The sequence below is a fragment of the Cupriavidus oxalaticus genome, from assembly GCF_038900635.1.
GTDB classification, from domain to species: Bacteria; Pseudomonadota; Gammaproteobacteria; order Burkholderiales; family Burkholderiaceae; genus Cupriavidus; species Cupriavidus oxalaticus_B.
The window spans coordinates 20,035-35,854 of the sequence record NZ_JAYMRX010000025.1; the positions used below are offsets into that span (position 1 = coordinate 20,035).

The 15,820-nt window shown below is 66.3% G+C and carries 14 protein-coding genes; 7 read left to right on the plus strand and 7 right to left on the minus strand.

Translation table 11 applies throughout. From position 1 onward, the window contains the following. Nucleotides 1-10: 10 nt before the first annotated feature. Nucleotides 11-445: an RT0821/Lpp0805 family surface protein gene (locus tag VSR71_RS28640; RefSeq protein ID WP_342917037.1), complete on the minus strand. Its 435-nt coding sequence runs from the start codon at nt 443-445 to the stop codon at nt 11-13. A 272-nt stretch (nt 446-717) separates the two neighbouring features. On the opposite strand from VSR71_RS28640, the gene VSR71_RS28645 reads away from it, so the two are divergent. From VSR71_RS28645 to mdoH, 3 genes are all read left to right on the plus strand, one after another. Further along, nucleotides 718-1,083 carry a hypothetical protein gene (locus VSR71_RS28645; protein ID WP_342917038.1) on the plus strand — a complete coding sequence of 122 codons (366 nt, stop codon included), beginning with the start codon at nt 718-720 and terminating at the stop codon, nt 1,081-1,083. A gap of 401 nt (nt 1,084-1,484) precedes the next feature. After that, nucleotides 1,485-3,080 carry a glucan biosynthesis protein G gene (locus tag VSR71_RS28650; RefSeq protein ID WP_342917039.1) on the plus strand — a complete coding sequence of 532 codons (1,596 nt, stop codon included), beginning with the start codon at nt 1,485-1,487 and terminating at the stop codon, nt 3,078-3,080. Continuing rightward, entirely contained in the window at nt 3,053-5,662 is a 2,610-nt protein-coding gene (mdoH, locus tag VSR71_RS28655; protein WP_342917040.1) for a glucans biosynthesis glucosyltransferase MdoH, read from the plus strand. The genes VSR71_RS28650 and mdoH overlap by 28 nt, the downstream gene beginning before the upstream one ends. Nucleotides 5,663-5,824: 162 nt before the next feature. On the opposite strand, the gene VSR71_RS28660 is transcribed toward mdoH, so the two are convergent. Then, complete coding sequence (locus tag VSR71_RS28660) at nt 5,825-6,427, minus strand: hypothetical protein (protein ID WP_342917041.1); 603 nt, start codon at nt 6,425-6,427, stop codon at nt 5,825-5,827. A gap of 407 nt (nt 6,428-6,834) precedes the next feature. On the opposite strand from VSR71_RS28660, the gene VSR71_RS28665 reads away from it, so the two are divergent. After that, on the plus strand, nt 6,835-8,052 hold the full coding sequence (locus tag VSR71_RS28665) for a Bcr/CflA family multidrug efflux MFS transporter (RefSeq protein ID WP_342917042.1): 1,218 nt from the start codon (nt 6,835-6,837) through the stop codon (nt 8,050-8,052). A 4-nt stretch (nt 8,053-8,056) separates the two neighbouring features. Here VSR71_RS28665 and VSR71_RS28670 read toward each other — a convergent pair whose 3' ends face one another. Continuing rightward, entirely contained in the window at nt 8,057-8,899 is an 843-nt protein-coding gene (locus VSR71_RS28670; RefSeq protein WP_342917043.1) for a mechanosensitive ion channel family protein, read from the minus strand. Nucleotides 8,900-9,073: 174 nt separating this feature from the next. Further along, nucleotides 9,074-10,276: an ammonium transporter gene (locus VSR71_RS28675; RefSeq protein ID WP_342917044.1), complete on the minus strand. Its 1,203-nt coding sequence runs from the start codon at nt 10,274-10,276 to the stop codon at nt 9,074-9,076. 495 nt (nt 10,277-10,771) lie between these two features. Here VSR71_RS28675 and VSR71_RS28680 point away from each other — a divergent pair, with 495 nt between their 5' ends. The 3 genes from VSR71_RS28680 to VSR71_RS28690 all read left to right on the plus strand — a co-directional run bounded on the left by VSR71_RS28680 (nt 10,772) and on the right by VSR71_RS28690 (nt 12,201). Next, nucleotides 10,772-11,053: an HU family DNA-binding protein gene (locus VSR71_RS28680; protein ID WP_029047409.1), complete on the plus strand. Its 282-nt coding sequence runs from the start codon at nt 10,772-10,774 to the stop codon at nt 11,051-11,053. Nucleotides 11,054-11,222: 169 nt separating this feature from the next. Continuing rightward, the gene (locus VSR71_RS28685; RefSeq protein ID WP_029047410.1) at nt 11,223-11,708 is read left to right on the plus strand and encodes an acyl-CoA thioesterase; all 486 of its coding nucleotides are present in this window, start codon (nt 11,223-11,225) and stop codon (nt 11,706-11,708) included. Between the two features lie 16 nt (nt 11,709-11,724). Continuing rightward, nucleotides 11,725-12,201 (plus strand): CreA family protein, encoded by a 477-nt coding sequence (locus VSR71_RS28690; RefSeq protein ID WP_428979469.1) that lies wholly within the window; start codon nt 11,725-11,727, stop codon nt 12,199-12,201. Between the two features lie 16 nt (nt 12,202-12,217). On the opposite strand, the gene VSR71_RS28695 is transcribed toward VSR71_RS28690, so the two are convergent. The 3 genes from VSR71_RS28695 to VSR71_RS28705 form a co-directional block, all read right to left on the minus strand. Further along, on the minus strand, nt 12,218-13,060 hold the full coding sequence (locus tag VSR71_RS28695) for a phosphatase PAP2 family protein (protein WP_342917045.1): 843 nt from the start codon (nt 13,058-13,060) through the stop codon (nt 12,218-12,220). Nucleotides 13,061-13,097: 37 nt separating this feature from the next. Further along, nucleotides 13,098-14,846 carry a class I adenylate-forming enzyme family protein gene (locus VSR71_RS28700; protein WP_342917046.1) on the minus strand — a complete coding sequence of 583 codons (1,749 nt, stop codon included), beginning with the start codon at nt 14,844-14,846 and terminating at the stop codon, nt 13,098-13,100. Nucleotides 14,847-14,987: 141 nt separating this feature from the next. Next, nucleotides 14,988-15,752 carry an SDR family oxidoreductase gene (locus VSR71_RS28705; protein ID WP_342917047.1) on the minus strand — a complete coding sequence of 255 codons (765 nt, stop codon included), beginning with the start codon at nt 15,750-15,752 and terminating at the stop codon, nt 14,988-14,990. Nucleotides 15,753-15,820 lie beyond the last annotated feature (68 nt).

Consider the following 15,820-nt stretch of genomic DNA (forward strand, 5'->3'; position numbering starts at 1 on the left):
GTTGCCTGCTTCAGCCGTCGACGTGGCGGGCCTTCCATTGCCCGCTGGGCTGCTTGCAGAACCAGCCTTTCCAGTGCTCCTGCGAGCTGCCGCGCTTCAGTTCCGACTCCAGCCGCCGGCACTGCTGTCCCTTGTCGGTCTTGCTTTCGACGGGAGTGATGGTGCCATCGACCTGCTGGCGCCGTCCGCTGGCCGGGTAGGTCCACGTTACCGACTGGCCGTCGGCGGTATCGTTGAGCGCCTTGCGCACCGATTGCGACAGCGAGGCACCTTCCTTCTCGTTGAGCGTGCCGATGATGGAACCGCTCAGGTAGTTGTCGAAGTATGCGTGGGCCGGCGCGGCCATGGCGAGCAACAGCGTGGAGCCGAGCACGCCGGCGATGCTGGCGCGGATGGCGGCGCGGGTGGCCAGGTAAGCAGTGCGGTCTGTTTGCCGAGGCAGCATGACGATTCCTTTGGCTTCATGTTGGCGTGCCGCAAGCCAAGGGAGGGCATTGCGCGGGCAAGCCGGATGGGTCTTTTGGGTGGCATTGTAAGCGCAATGCCGGGCTGGCGACGACCACTTTGCCGCATTGCGGCGGTGCCGGCGCGGTTGACACTGGCGTAGCGCTGACCTAGCGTTGATTGCTGCCCCAACGCTTGCCATCCCCTGTTCCGCAGCGGCTGTCAGTGGTGTACACCGCAAGGGCAAGCGCCTTTCCCGCGAGAGGAGATCCCATGAAGCTGCGCAATCTCATCATTGGCCTGGCTGGCGCCTGTGCCTTCGGTACAGTGAACGCCCAGACCGGCAAGACCGACAAGTTCAATCCCTACACCGACGGCGCAAAGCAGGACAAATTCAGCACGTACACCGATGGGGCCAAGCAGGACAAGTTCAGTCCGTATTCGGATGGCGCAAAAAGCGACAACGTGACCTCGCTCAACCCCGGTGCGCGGCCTGACCAGATGGAACCGATCCAGGGCGGCGCGCAGAAGTTCGATTCATACAGCCAGGGCGGCATGAAGAGCGGCAAGTTCGATACGTATTCCGAAGGCGCCAAGAGCGGCAAGTTCGATACCTACAGCGAAGGCGCTAAAAAGTAACACCGTATTAAAAGTGTGGCGCGCGGGCTGCCGGCCGGCAGCCCGGTCAATCATGCTGGTCGCGAGGTCCGGCGGGCTTAGCGCTCGCCTGCGCTTGCGACGGTGTGACCTGAACGCCCGCAAAGCCTTGCCCGGAGCGGCTTTCGGGCAACCTCACCAACAATTTGTTTCAAACCTTGCGTGATCGAAACGTGACTTTGGCGTCTCGAATTGTTATGGTTTATTGCGCATCGCAACAAACCGGACACAGTGCCCGCGGGCGCCGAGACCCGTGTCCGGGCCACGCCATATTTGGCCCGGCCTGTCTCTCGCTGTGTCGTGCCTTGCTGTGCCGCCTGCAAGGCTCTTCGCCCCGACCGCCGATGCCGGTCACCCCGTTTTAACTGTTCCTCCTGGCATACATGTCACAGATCGCCACGCCACGCTTGTCCGCAAAATCTACCGTGCCCGCCCCCGGGCCGGCCCGCCGCCGCAGCGCGCGAGCCGGCGCAAGGATCGCGGCATGGCTGGGCGGCAGCATCCTGGCACTGTGCGCCATGACGGCGCAGGCGTTCGACTTCGATACCGTCGCCGCGCGTGCCAGGCAGCTGGCGGCATCGCCATACAAGGCTCCGCCGCAGAACCTGCCGCGCGAATTGCGCGAACTGACCTACGAGCGCTACCGCGAGATCGAATACAAGCCCGAGCGTTTCGCCTGGCGCGGCACGCGCTCGCCGTTCGAGCTGTCGTTCTTCCATGAGGGCATGGTGTTCGACCAGCCGGTGCGCATCCATGAAGTGGTGGGCAACAGCGTGCGTGAATTCCGCTTCGATCCCGCCGCGTTCAACTACGGACCGCACAAGGTCGACGCCGCCAAGCTCAAAGGGCTGGGCTTCGCCGGCTTCCGCATCCTGTATCCGCTGAACCAGGGCAAGCGCAAGGACGAACTGGCGTCGTTCCTTGGTGCCAGCTATTTCCGTGCGCTCGGTAAGGACCAGTGGTATGGCCTTTCGGCGCGAGGCCTGGCGGTGGACACTGCGCTCAATTCCGGCGAGGAATTCCCGCGCTTCGTTGAATACTGGATCGAACGGCCGGGCCCCAACGCCAAGGAAATCACCATCTACGCGCTGATGGACTCGCGCCGCATGAGCGGCGCCTACCGTTTCACCATCAAGCCGGGCGCGGAGACCGCGATGGAGGTCAAGTCGCGACTGTTCCTGCGCGAGAACGTGACCAAGCTGGGCCTGGCGCCGCTGACCAGCATGTATCTGTTCGGCGAGAACCAGCCGGCGCCGACGCAGGATTTCCGCCCCGAGGTGCATGACTCGGACGGCCTGTCGATCCACCTGGGTACCGGTGAATGGGTCTGGCGCCCGCTGGTCAATCCCAAGCGCCTGCTGGTGACGTCCTTCGCCGCGACCAACCCGCAGGGCTTCGGGCTGATGCAGCGCGACCGCAGCTTCAACAGCTATCAGGAACTGGGCGCCTGGTATGAACGCCGCCCGAGCGGCTGGGTGCAGCCGCGCGGCAACTGGGGCTCGGGCCGGGTCGAACTGGTGCAGATCCCGACACCGGACGAGACCAATGACAACATCGTCGCGTACTGGGTGCCGGACAACCCGCCCAAGCCGAAGCAGCCCTTCGACTACGAGTACCGCTTGCTGTGGCAGAAGGACGGCGAACAACTGCCGCCGCTGTCGTGGGTAAGCCAGACCCGGCTGGGCCAGGGCCAGTCGGCGAGCAAGGAGGACACGAGCTTTTCGCTGGTGGTGGACTTCGAAGGCCCAGGCTTTCGCAAGTTGCCCGCGGACGTTCGCATCGACCCGGTGGTTTCGGCCGATGCCAACGGTGAACTGCTGAAGACGTCGGTACAGCGCAATGAAGCGACCGGCGGCTGGCGCATGACCATGGTGATGCGCCGCAAGGATGAAACCAAGCCGGTAGAGTTGCGCGGCTATCTTCGCAACGGCAATACAACCCTATCCGAGACGTGGAGCTACATCTTACCCCCAGGCTAAAGCAGCGACCGGCCCAGGCAGCGGCATGCGAGCGCTATGTCGACCGCCTGCCCGTATCGCCTGAAATCCGCAGCGAACTGCTGGCCGATATGCCCGGCGCGGCCGCGGCGCCGGTGGCATCGCTGGCGCCGGTCAGCCCGATCATGCCGGTCAGCGGCGACGGGCGCGACACGCAGGAAGCGATCTCGCGCCTGCAGTCGCGCCTTGCCGCCAAGGACGCGCCCGCCGCGCAGGGCGGCGGTGCCTACGCATCGGTCGGCCGCCGTTTCACCATCGCCTATGGCAACCCGCAGATTGGTGGCGAGCCGCTGCTGCAGCGGCGCGACGATGGCACCGTCAAGGTTGACACCGGCCCCGAGCCTGAGCGCAGCTCGATGGTGCCGCGCCAGTGGCCGCCGCATATCGTCACCGGATGGCTGCGCAATACGTGGCGCCGCATGCTGGGCCGCCCGCCCGTGCCTGAGACCTGGGACACGCTGCACGACGGCCCCGATGCCGAAGGCAAGTGGCACCCGGCCGGCTCGCACCGCCGCTGGTTCCTGCTGGCGCTGGTCGTGATCCAGACCGTGCTGGCGACGTACTTCATGACCAGCGTGTTGCCGTACCACGGCGCCGATCCGCTCGAGATTGCGATCCTGGGCCTGTTCGCCATCCTGTTCTCGTGGGTGTCGGCTGGCTTCTGGACTGCGATGATGGGCTTCCTGGTGCTGGCCAAGGGCGGCGACCGCCATCTGGTCTCGCGCTCCGCCGCACCCGAGGGGCCGCTTGCGCCCGAGGCGCGCACCGCGATCATCATGCCGATCTGCAACGAGGACGTGACGCGGGTGTTCGCGGGGCTGCGCGCGACCTACGAATCGATGGCGCGCACCAGCCACCTGTCCAATTTCGACTTCATCGTGCTGTCCGACAGCGGCAACCCGGACCTGCGCACCGCCGAACACGACGCGTGGATGGAACTGTGCCGCGCGGTCGGCGGATTCGGCCGCATCTTCTATCGCTGGCGCCGCCACCGCGTCAAGCGCAAGACCGGCAACGTCGCCGACTTTTGCCGCCGCTGGGGCAGCAAGTACCGCTACATGGTGGTGCTCGATGCCGACAGCGTGATGAGCGGCGACTGCCTGGCCACGCTGGTGCGGCTGATGGAAGCCAACCCCGGTGCCGGCATTATCCAGACCGCGCCGCTGGCCGTGGGCCGCGAGACGCTGTATGCACGGGTGCAGCAGTTCGCCACGCGCGTGTACGGGCCGCTGTTCACCGCGGGCCTGCACTACTGGCAGCTGGGCGAATCGCACTACTGGGGCCACAACGCCATCATCCGCGTCAAGCCGTTCATCGAGCATTGCGCGCTGGCGCCGCTGCCGGGCCGCGGCCCGCTGTCCGGCGAAATTCTGTCGCACGACTTTGTCGAAGCCGCGCTGATGCGCCGGGCCGGCTGGGGTGTGTGGATCGCCTACGACCTCGAAGGTTCGTACGAAGAGCTGCCACCCAACCTGCTCGACGAAGTCAAGCGCGACCGCCGCTGGTGCCAGGGCAACCTGATGAATTTCCGGCTGTGGCTCAAGCAGGGCTTCCACGTGGTGCACCGCGCGGTGTTCCTGACCGGCATCATGGCCTACCTGTCGGCGCCGCTGTGGCTGTTGTTCCTGCTGCTGTCCACGGCAATGCTGGCCAAGCATGCATTGGTGCCGCCAGAGTACTTCACGCAACCGTACCAGATGTTCCCGACCTGGCCCGAATGGCACCCGGAGAAGGCGTTGGCGCTGTTCTCGGCGACCGCCACGCTGCTGTTCCTGCCCAAGCTCGCCAGCGTGGTGCTGCTGATGAAGCAGGCGCGGCGCTACGGCGGCGCGGTACAGCTCTTTGCCAGCATGCTGGTCGAGGTGCTGCTGTCAGCGCTGCTGGCGCCGACGCGGATGCTGTTCCATACCAAGTTCGTGATTGCCGCCTACAGCGGTTGGGGCATCTCGTGGAAATCGCCGCCGCGCGAAGACGCCGAGACCACCTGGGGCGAGGCGTTCCGCCGCCACGGCTGGCATACCGCGCTGGGGCTTGCGTGGGGCGGGCTGGTCTATTGGCTGAACCCGGCGTACGTGCTGTGGCTGCTGCCGATCGTCGGGTCGCTGGCAATGTCGATCCCGTTGTCGGTGATGCTGTCGCGCGTGTCGCTGGGCCGTGCCTCGCGCAATGCGGGCCTGTTCATGATCCCGGAAGAAACGCTGGTGCCGCGCGAGATCGTCGAGACGCAGCAGCATGTCGAGAACGCCGCGGACACGCCTGATTTTGTCGATGCGGTGGTGGACCCGGTCACCAATGCGCTGATGTGCGCGACCGCGACGGCGCGGCCGGTGCAGCCCGAAGCGGCACGCCGGCGCCACGAAACGCTGGTCGAACATGCGCTGACCCATGGTCCGCGCGCGCTGACAGCGGCGCAGAAGCACCTGCTGCTGGGCAACCCGTTCGCGCTGGCCCGGCTGCATGAGCTGGTGTGGGGTTCGCCGCTGGCCGATGCCGGCTGGAAGGATACGCGCTTGCTGGTGCGCAGGGCGGCCAATGTGCTGCCGTTGCGTCCGCGTGCGGCATGAGGCCGCCGTCGGATACGCCGACTACGCCGATTGCCTGCTGAACAAGAAACGGCCCGCTGATGCGGGCCGATTTTTTTGCTGGCAGGGGCGGCACGGCGGCACCAACCGGCATTGCCGGCGTGTCACTTGCAATCGATTCTTGTTTCCTGGCCGGTTGCCGCTTCAGCGCAGCGCCGACGTGCAGATCGGCGCATTGATGTAGACATCGCCGATGCGGCGCTCACCGCGGTCCTTGCGGGTCATGTAGCGGAACATCAGGCTGACGCCGAGCTTGGTCAGGATTTCCACGTCGCGGTTGGCGCAGATATTGCGCTGCAGCGGCGCGGCATAGTTGACCTCGAAGCTGGCGAGATCCAGCATCGGCCCGCGGTAATTGGTCAGTTCCAGCTGGAACAGCACGTGCTTGCCGGGCACCGACTGGCAGCGGCGCAGCCGCGTCTCGCCGTCGATTTCGATCGGCAGGGCGTCGTTGAGCTGGCGGCAGGCGCGAGCCAGCACGTTATCGGGACGAGTGGTGTTGCGCAACAGTTCCGGCACGCCGGCGGCGCCGGTATTCTGGCCGGTGGCCGCTCCCTTGAGCATGCGCGACAGGGGTTCGGCTTCGTCGACTGCGGGAACCGGCGCCGACGCCGACGCCGCGGCGACATTGCGCGGCGGCACCGGCACCGGCGCCGCATGCAGCGGCAGCGGCAACAGCAGCGCGGCCACCCATGCAAGGGCGGCGAGGCCAGGCGAAGCGGAAATCGGCGTGTGTCGTGTTCTCATGCAGGCTAACGTTGCCGGGGCGGTACTGTCGTCCGTCTCTGCGTGGCCGGCGGCGCATGTCACGCGACACTCACGCCGACAGGCTGGCATTGTACCCTTCACCTTGCCAGGCGTGAAAGGCGCGCCACGCTTGCCATCATGCTCCGCGTCAGCGCACGCATGCCATGCATTCCGGGCAGATGCTCGCTTGATTCCACCTTTGCCAAGTTTGCCAATCCTGGCGATTGCATCGAACCCGACCTTGGCAGGGCAATATTCCTGAACGAGAGTTTCAAACCTGTGCAACCTGCTGCGGCATCGCTTTCGTTATGCTGTGCAACAATTGCCCCTTTCCAACGGCTTGCGACCGCGCCCCGGCTTCGCCCGCGGCGGTGCGCGCCACGCAACCGATGCACCGGATCTTTTCCATGTCCCGTTCCCCGAGCGCTGCCTCGAACGCGCGCTTTCCTGCCTGGCTTCTGATTTGCGGCTCGCTGATGGCGATTGCGCCGCTGTCGATCGACATGTACCTGCCAAGCTTTCCCGCACTGGCGGGCGACCTTGGCGTCGATATCGGCCAGGTACAGCTGACCCTCGGCACGTTCCTGGTCGGCCTTGCCTTGGGGCAGGCGTTCTACGGGCCGTTCAGCGACCGCTTTGGCCGCAAGCCGCCGCTGTATCTGGGACTGGGCCTCTATGTGGTTGCGGCGATCGGATGCGCACTGGCGCGCAGTGCCGAGACGCTGATGCTGTGGCGTTTCCTGCAGGCGCTGGGCGGTTGCGCCGGCATGGTGATGGCGCGCGCCGTGATCCGCGACCGGCTCGAGGCCCATGAGTCGGCGCGCGCGTTTTCGTCACTGATGCTGGTGATGGGGCTGGCGCCGATCCTCGCGCCGGTCATCGGCGGGGCGATCCTGACGGCGGCCGGCTGGCGCACGATTTTCTGGGTGCTGGCGGCGGCCGGCCTGGCCATCCTGCTGCTGGTGCACTGGCGCATGGAGGAGTCGCTGGACCGGCGCCAGGCGGCACCGCTGCGGCTTGGCGCCGTCGCCGGCAGTTACGGCGAGCTGCTGCGTGATCGTGAATTCGTCGGCTACTCGCTGTCGGCAGGTTTCGGGTCGGCGGGGATGTTCGCCTATATCTCGGGTTCGCCGTTCGTGCTGATCGAGTTGCACGGCATTGCGCCGTCGCACTATGGCTTCGTGTTCGGCGCCAATGCGCTGGGCCTGATCGTCATGTCGCAGTTCAACAGCCGGCTGGTGCGCGGTCGCACGCTCGACCATGTCCTGGGACGGGCACTGCTGGCGCCTTGCGCGGCCGGGGCGGTGCTGGCCGTGGCGGCGCTGGCCGGGCTGGCGACGCTGCCGGTGCTGCTGGCGGCGTTCTTCGTCTTTATCGGTGCGCTGGGCTGCGTCACGCCCAATGCTTCCGCACTGGCGCTGGCACACCAGGGGCATCGCGCCGGCACGGCTTCGGCACTGATGGGTACGCTGCAGTTTTCGCTGGGCACGCTCGGCGGGGCGGCTGTCAGCGTGTGGCGCGACGGCACCGCGCTGCCGCTGGCCGTGGTGATGGCGCTATGCGGCGCTGGCGCGGTGCTGATGCGCTGCTACGGCCGCTCCGGCGCTGGCCGGGCGGCTGCCTGACGCATCAGGCGGCCTGCTGCAAGGCAGCGGCCTGCTGTACGACCACCATGTGTGCCGGCATGGGCGCGGCATAGCCGGCCTGGCCGAAGCCCTCGCGGATGACGCGGTTGGTGTCGAAGTAGACCTGCCAGTAATGGTCGTTGTGGCAATACGGGCGTACCGCCAGCACCGGCCCGACCAGCGTGAATTCCAGGATCTCCACGTCGACCGCGGGTTCCGGCAGCACGTTCGGGATCTGCGCGATGCGCGACTTGAGCAGGGCCACCGCGTCGGCCACGTCGGTACTGCCCGCCAGCTGGGCCTTCAGTTCCACGCGCCGGTAGGGGTTCGCGGTGAAGTTCTGGATGGTGTCGCTGAAGATCTTGTTATTGCCGATCACGGTCTGCACGTTGTCCGGTGTATCGAGCGACGTCGCGAACAGCCCGATCTCGCGCACCGTGCCGGTGACGCCGCCGATGGTGACGAAGTCACCCACCTTGAACGGCCGCAGCACCACCAGGAAGGCGCCCGCCGCGAAATTCGACATCAGCCCCGACCACGCCATGCCGATGGCTACCCCGGCGGCGGCAATCAGCGCGGCAAAGGTGGTGGTCTGGATGCCGAAGTAGCCGAGGATGCCGATCACCAGCACCACGTTCAGCGTGACCGTGACGATCGAACCCACATAGCGCAGCAGCGTCGGGTCGACCTTCTGCTTGCCGAGCGCATTCTGCACCATCCGTACCACAAAATGGATCAGCCATCGGCCGATGACCCAGAACGCTAGCGCTGCCAGAATCTTGACCCCGAACTGCGTGGCATAGGCGACCACCAGGGTCTTGAGGTTGTCGAAAGTCGTGGCATCCATTGGCGTGTCCTCTCGGTTTGGGTGAGTGGTGCAGGCCCCTGCGCGCTGACGCGGCGCAATACGTGGGCACGGCAATTATTGGAATGCCGTGCCTGGAAGTGCAAGCAAATAATTGTCAAGACAAGCGGGCCGGCAGGCCAGCTTGTCCAGGCGCCGCCGGGCGGCGCATTCGCCTTACCAGTTGGTTTCGCGCTCCGGCGTGGCGGAGATGCGGTGCAGCGTCAGGTCCGCGCCGTTGAATTCGGCTTCGGCATCGAGCCGGATGCCGACCAGCTTCTTGAGCGCACCGTATACCAGTGTGCCGCCCGCCAGTGCCACGACGATCCCCAGCACCGTCCCGATCAGCTGCGCGCCGAGCGACACGCCGCCCAGTCCGCCCAGCGCCCTGGCCCCGAAGATGCCGGCGGCGATGCCGCCCCAGGCGCCGCACAGGCCGTGCAGCGGCCAGACGCCCAGCACGTCGTCGATATGCCACTTGTTCTGCGCCAGCGTGAACATATAGACGAAGAGGGCGCCCGCAATACCGCCAGTAATCAGCGCGCCCAGCGGGTGCATCAGGTCCGAGCCCGCGCATACCGCCACCAGCCCGGCCAGCGGGCCATTGTAGGCAAAGCCCGGATCATTGCGCCCCGCGGCCCATGCCGCCAGGGTGCCGCCGGCCATCGCCATCAGCGAATTGATCGCGACCAGGCCGCTGATTTTGTCGACGGTCTGCGCGCTCATCACGTTGAAGCCGAACCAGCCCACTGCCAGGATCCACGCCCCCAGCGCCAGGAACGGGATATTGGAGGGTGGATGGGCGCTGATGCGCCCGTCCTTCTGGTAGCGCCCGCGCCGCGCGCCCAGCAGCAGCACCGCGGGCAGCGCGATCCAGCCGCCCAGCGCATGCACCACCACCGAGCCGGCAAAGTCATGGAAGGGCGCGCCCGCAACCTGCGTGATCCAGTCCTGGACGCCGTAGCGCTGGTTCCACGCAATGCCTTCGAAGAACGGATAGACAAAACCGACCAGCACGAATGTCGCCACCAGTTGCGGATTGAAGCGCGAACGTTCGGCAATACCGCCCGAGATAATCGCCGGAATGGCGGCGGCAAAAGTAGCCAGGAAAAAGAACTTGACCAGGTCGTAGCCGCTTTTCCGGGCCAGCGTTTCTGCCCCTGACATGAATTCCACGCCGTAGGCAATGGTGTAACCGATAAAGAAATAGGCGATCGTGGAAACGGCGAAATCCACCAGAATCTTTACCAGTGCATTGACCTGGTTTTTCTTGCGCACCGTGCCCAGCTCAAGGAAAGCAAAGCCCGCGTGCATGGCCAGCACCATGATGGCGCCAAGCAGGATAAACATGGCGTCGGTGCCGGTCTTCCAGTTGTCCATAGTGACCTCATGCTCAAAATGGGCGCATGAGTATGCAAAAAGCATTCCAGTTCCGGCTGCATCCTGGTGCTGATTGCACCGGAGTGGGCAGGATCCGCACCGGAATGCCGCGCGCAGCGAAGCGGGCACGCAGGGCGTGGGGAGGCGGGCGCCACCGGCAGTGCCGGAAATGCGCCAGAATGGCGCTTCGCCGGCATGCTCGGCTGATCCGTTATGGTGCAACGCCCCAATTCCGGGCATTTGTTCCATCCGGGACCGAGTCGGGCGCCGACTTGCGCCATAACGCCGCAGCCCCCCAAATCCGGCCCGTGACAAGTGCGAATAGAGCGGGAAATTGCCCGCTAACCGGCCTCAAGCAAGGATTTGCGGGTTTTTTCGTTGCATTGGTGCCACTGGGGATTGCTCAACGCACAAGGGGCAGATTAGACTGCGCCGATCGATGTTTTGCCGTCAGGCAGGCACATCGGTGACGACGACCAACAAGGGAAATCAGCCATGAATAAAGGTGAACTGGTATCGGCCATCGCCACGGAAGCAGAACTGAGCAACGCCGCCGCTGAGCGCGCGCTCAACGCAGCGCTGGACAGCATCAAGAAGGCAGTGGCAAAGGGTGATTCGGTTACGCTGGTAGGTTTTGGCAGCTTCAGCGCCGGCAAGCGCGCAGCCCGCACCGGACGCAATCCGCGCACCGGCGAAACCATCAAGATCCCGGCCGCCAAGACGGTCAAGTTTTCCGCCGGACAGGGTTTCAAGGACGCGGTGAACAAGAAGAAGTAAGCAGTTTGCGTCCACAGCGTGAAAAGCGGCCAGGCAGGCCGCTTTTTTGTTTTCCGCGCCGTGCCGCGATGACCGGCAACGGCTGGGCCGATCCGGGTTAAACTGCCGGCGCCCGGATGCCGTCAGCCGGCCCGGGCGACCGCCCCCGCAATCCGAACTCCCACGCATCATGAACGACCAGTCCCACCAGCTTTCCATGACCGTGCTGATGACGCCGGACATGGCCAATTTCTCCGGCAACGTCCACGGCGGCACCATCCTGAAGTACCTGGACATGGTCGCCTATGCCTGCGCCAGCCGCTATGCCGGCCGCTACGTGGTGACGCTGTCGGTAGACCAGGTGGTGTTCCGCCAGCCCATCCACGTGGGCGAGCTGGTGACCTTCCTGGCCTCGGTCAACTTTACCGGCCGCAGCTCGATGGAGATCGGCATCAAGGTCGTGACCGAGAATATCCGCAGCAAGCTGGTGCGCCATACCAACAGCTGCTACTTCACCATGGTGGCGGTCGATGACAACGGCGCCCCGGCCGAAGTGCCGCCGCTCGAGCCGCGCGACGAGGTCGAGCGCCAGCGCTTTGCCGCCGCCCAGCAGCGCCGTGCACTGCGCCAGGAAATGGAAAAGCGCCACGGCGACATCAAGTCGTCGGTGACCTGACACGTTGCCCCACGCCATGATGAAGCGATCCTGCACGATCCTGGCCCTGGCCGCCTGCGCGGCGGCCACGGGCGGCGCGCATGCCGAAGAGATCGGCAGCGTCAGCACCAATTTCCGCGTGACCGGCTCCGACAAGGTCGTGATCGAAGCCTATGACGACCCGCAGGTCGACGGTATCACCTGCTACGTGTCGCGGGCCCGCACCGGTGGCATCAAGGGCCAGCTGGGCATGGCGGAAGACCCGCCGGAAGCCTCGATCGCTTGCCGGCAGGTGGGAACCATCGCCTTCAAGGGACCGCTGAAGCAGCAGGACCATGTCTTTTCCGAGCGCATGTCGGTGCTGTTCAAGACCCTGCACGTGGTGCGCGCGGTCGATCGCAAGCGCAATACGCTGGTCTACCTGACCTATTCGGACCGCATCGTCAGCGGCAGCCCGCAGAACAGCGTGACCGCCGTGCCAGTGCCGGCCGGCACGGCGATTCCCGTCAAGTAAAGCGCTGCCGGCTCGATCAGGGTGCCAGCGCCGCGGCTTCGGCCTGGCAATCGCCCGGCGCGCGGGCGCCGGCGGCACGCGCGGCCGCCACTTCGCGGCGCGCCTGTTCAAGATCTGCGCGGAAGGTCGGGTCGGCATGCAGGCGCGCCACGGTTGCGGCGGCCATCATGCGGCCTTCGTTGACGTCGCTCTGCCAGTGCACGTTGCACACCACCCGGCTCTGGCCAAAGGCGCGCCCGCGCGCCAGGATGGCATCCGCGCGGGCCGGTTCCACCTCGGCCAGGATCAGCGCCCAGGCCCAACCGATGGCGCTGTGGCCCGAGGGATAGGATCCGTCCTTCTCCAGCTTGGTGGCTTCATCCGGCGTGCACATCCCGGTCTTGTTGGCGACGAACGGCCGGGTGCGCTTGTAGCGGTCCTTGGCGCCATAGGTGGACAGGCCGGCATCGACCAGGCTGCGGCGCAGCAGGATGTTCAGGTAGGGCGTGTCCCGGGCGCTGACGGGCACTCCCAGCGCGCATGAAAACGCGCTGGCCGCCTGCGGGAAGGTGAGTACTGCGTCGGTGGCCGCAACCTGCCAGCGAGGCGAGCCGCGCAGCGTGCCGGCCTGCCGCGCCGCATCGTCATCCAGCGCCTGCGCGGGCGAACCCTGTGCCGGTGGGGCGGGCAGCAGCTTCAGGCTGTCCGGGCGCGCATCGGCGGCCAGGTAGCCGGCCGGCACGCCCGGGCGGAATTCCGGCACCGCGGACAGGTTGGTGCCGCCGGCCGCGCAGCCGGCCAGCAGCGCGGCTGCCGCCACGGTGGCGCCAAGGCGCAAGGGATGGGGCAGGGTTCGATCCCGCTTTGCTTGGTCCGTCAATTCTTGTTCCTTGTTGTGATGGTTTGCCGCCGGCGGGTCAGGCTGCCGGGTCGAACAGCTTGCGCAGGTTCGATTTGAGGATCTTGCCATTGGCATTGCGCGGCAGCATCTCCTGGTACAGCAGGATGCGCACCGGCACCTTGAACGCCGCCAGCCGCTCGCGCACGAATGCCTGCAGTTCGGCTTCGGATACCTGCATGCCTGGCTTGAGGCTGACCACGGCCGCCGGCTCCTCGCCCAGTGTCTTGTGCGCGATGCCGACCACCGCCGCGTCCATCACCGCCGGATGTTCGTACAGCGTGCTTTCCACCTCGATGCAGTAGATGTTTTCGCCGCCGCGGATCAGCATGTCCTTCATACGGTCGACGATATAGACATAGCCTTCCTCGTCCAGCCGCGCGATGTCGCCGGTGCGCAGCCAGCCGTCGACAAAGGTCTGCGCCGTGGCTTCCGGCTTGTTCCAGTAGCCGCGTACGACGTTGGCGCCGCGCACCAGCAGTTCGCCGGTCTCGCCCGGTGGCAGCGCCTGGCCGCGGCCGTCGACCACCTTCATTTCGCCGATCGGCAGCGCCGGACCGCTGCTGTCGGGGCGCAGCACGTACTCTTCGGCGCTGTGGCTGGTGAAGGTCGACGAGGTCTCGGTCATGCCCCAGCCGATGCCAGGCGCGGCCGTCGGAAACACGTCGCCGATGCGCCGCACCAGTTCCGGGGACGCTGGCGCGCCGCCGTAGTTGACGCTCTCCAGCGAAGACAGGTCGAAGCGCGCGCGTTCCGGATGCTCCAGGATCTGCCAGGCGATGGTGGGCACGCCGCCGGCAGCGGTGCAGCGCTCGCGCTCGATCAGTTCCATGCCGCGCAGCGCGTCCCAGCGGTGCATCAGCACGATCTTGCCGCCGCTGGCGAGCGCGCCGTTGAGCACCGCCATGCAGCCGGTGACATGGAAGAACGGCACCGCCAGCAGCATGGCCTTCTGCGGGGCGGCGGGATCCGGCGCCGGAATCGGCTCGCCGCGGCGCAGCAGGTTGCGCAGCGGGCTGAAGCTGCCCGCGGCCGCGACGGTGGCGGAGTTGCGATGCGTGCCCAGCGCCCCCTTGGGTTTGCCGGTGGTGCCGGAGGTATAGAAGATCGTGGCATCGTCCTCCGGATCGATTTCGACCTGTGGAGGCGATTGCTGCGGCAGCGCGGCCCAGTCGGCGCTGGTGCCGATCACGCTTTCCAGTGCGGCGACGCGGGCATCGCACGTGGCCGCGCCGATGCGCGAAGCATAGACACGCTCGAGCGCCGGGCAGCCGGGCAGATGCTCGAGGATGCGGTCGAGCCGCTCGGCGTCGACGATGGCCACGCGGCTGCCGGAATCGGCCAGGCCGTATTCCAGCTCGGCGCCGGTCCACCACGCGTTCAGCGGCGTCACGATCGCGCCCGCGAGCAGCGCGCCGTAGAACGCCACCGGCCACTCCGGCAGGTTGCGCATCGCCAGTGCCACGCGGTCGCCCTTGCGCACGCCGTCTCGCACCAGCGCGTGCGCCAGCGCGATGGCGGCGCGCCGGAACGCATCGTAGGAAACGCGCTCGTCCTCGTAGACCACGAAGGTGCGGCCGCCGAAGGCACTGGTCGCGTGGAGCAGGTCGCACAGCGTCGCGGGTGCGTGCTTCCAGACGGTGGTGGGGATGCCGCGGATCACGCGCGACTCGGTCTCGAAGGGCGAGCCGGGCGCGGTCAGCCGGGCATGGGCCTCGGCCAGGGACATGACCGGCCAGTTGCCGGCCGCTTGCGGATTGCTTGACATGACTGCCTCCCGTAACTGCGCTGCAGGTTGAGGGCAATGCAGAGAAAGCGGCGTGCGCCGGACAGGCCGGCGCACGCGCAACGCTTGCGTCAGAAGCTCAGGTACGACTCAGGGACAACTCGGATGCGGCCAGGACAGCGGTCAGATCGTCACGCCGCCGTCCACCACCAGCGCCTGGCCGGTCATGAAGCTGCTTGCGGCGGAAGCCAGGTACACGGCCGCGCCGGCGATCTCGATGGGCTCGCCGATGCGGCGCAGCGGGGCGCCCTGCGTCGATTGCTTGTAGCGCTCGGGATCCTCCCACAGCGCGCGCGCGAAGTCGGTCTTGATCAGGCCCGGCGCGATGCAGTTGACGCGCACATTGTGCGGCCCGAATTCCACCGCGAGATTGCGCGCCAGCTGGAAATCCGCGGCCTTGGAGATGTTGTACACGCCGATGGTCGGCGAGCCGCGCAGGCCGCCGATCGACGACACGATGATGATCGAGCCGTCCTTGCGGTCGATCATCTGCGGCGCCACCATCTGGATCAGCCAGTGGTTGGAAATGACATTGTTGTCCAGCACCTTGCGGAACTGATCGTCCGAGACGCCGCCCATTGGCCCGTAGTAAGGGTTGGACGCGGCATTGCAGACCAGCACGTCGACCTTGCCGAAGGTGCGGTTGGTTTCGTCGACCAGATGCTGCAGGTCTTCCTTCGACGAGATATTGGCGGGCACCGCGATGGCGGTGCCGGCGCCATGGCGTGCATTGAGCGCGTCAACCACTTCCTGGCAGGCCTCTGCCTTGCGCGAAGAAATCACTACCTTGGCGCCCTGGACGGCCATCTGCTCGGCGATGGCACGGCCGATGCCGCGCGAGGAGCCGGTGACGATGGCAACCTTGCCCGTCAGATCGAACAATGACATGGAGTCTCCTGTATAGCTGCGCCGGCGTCAGCGGCCGGCTTCATGCAGGCGGCGGGTGTGCCGCGCTG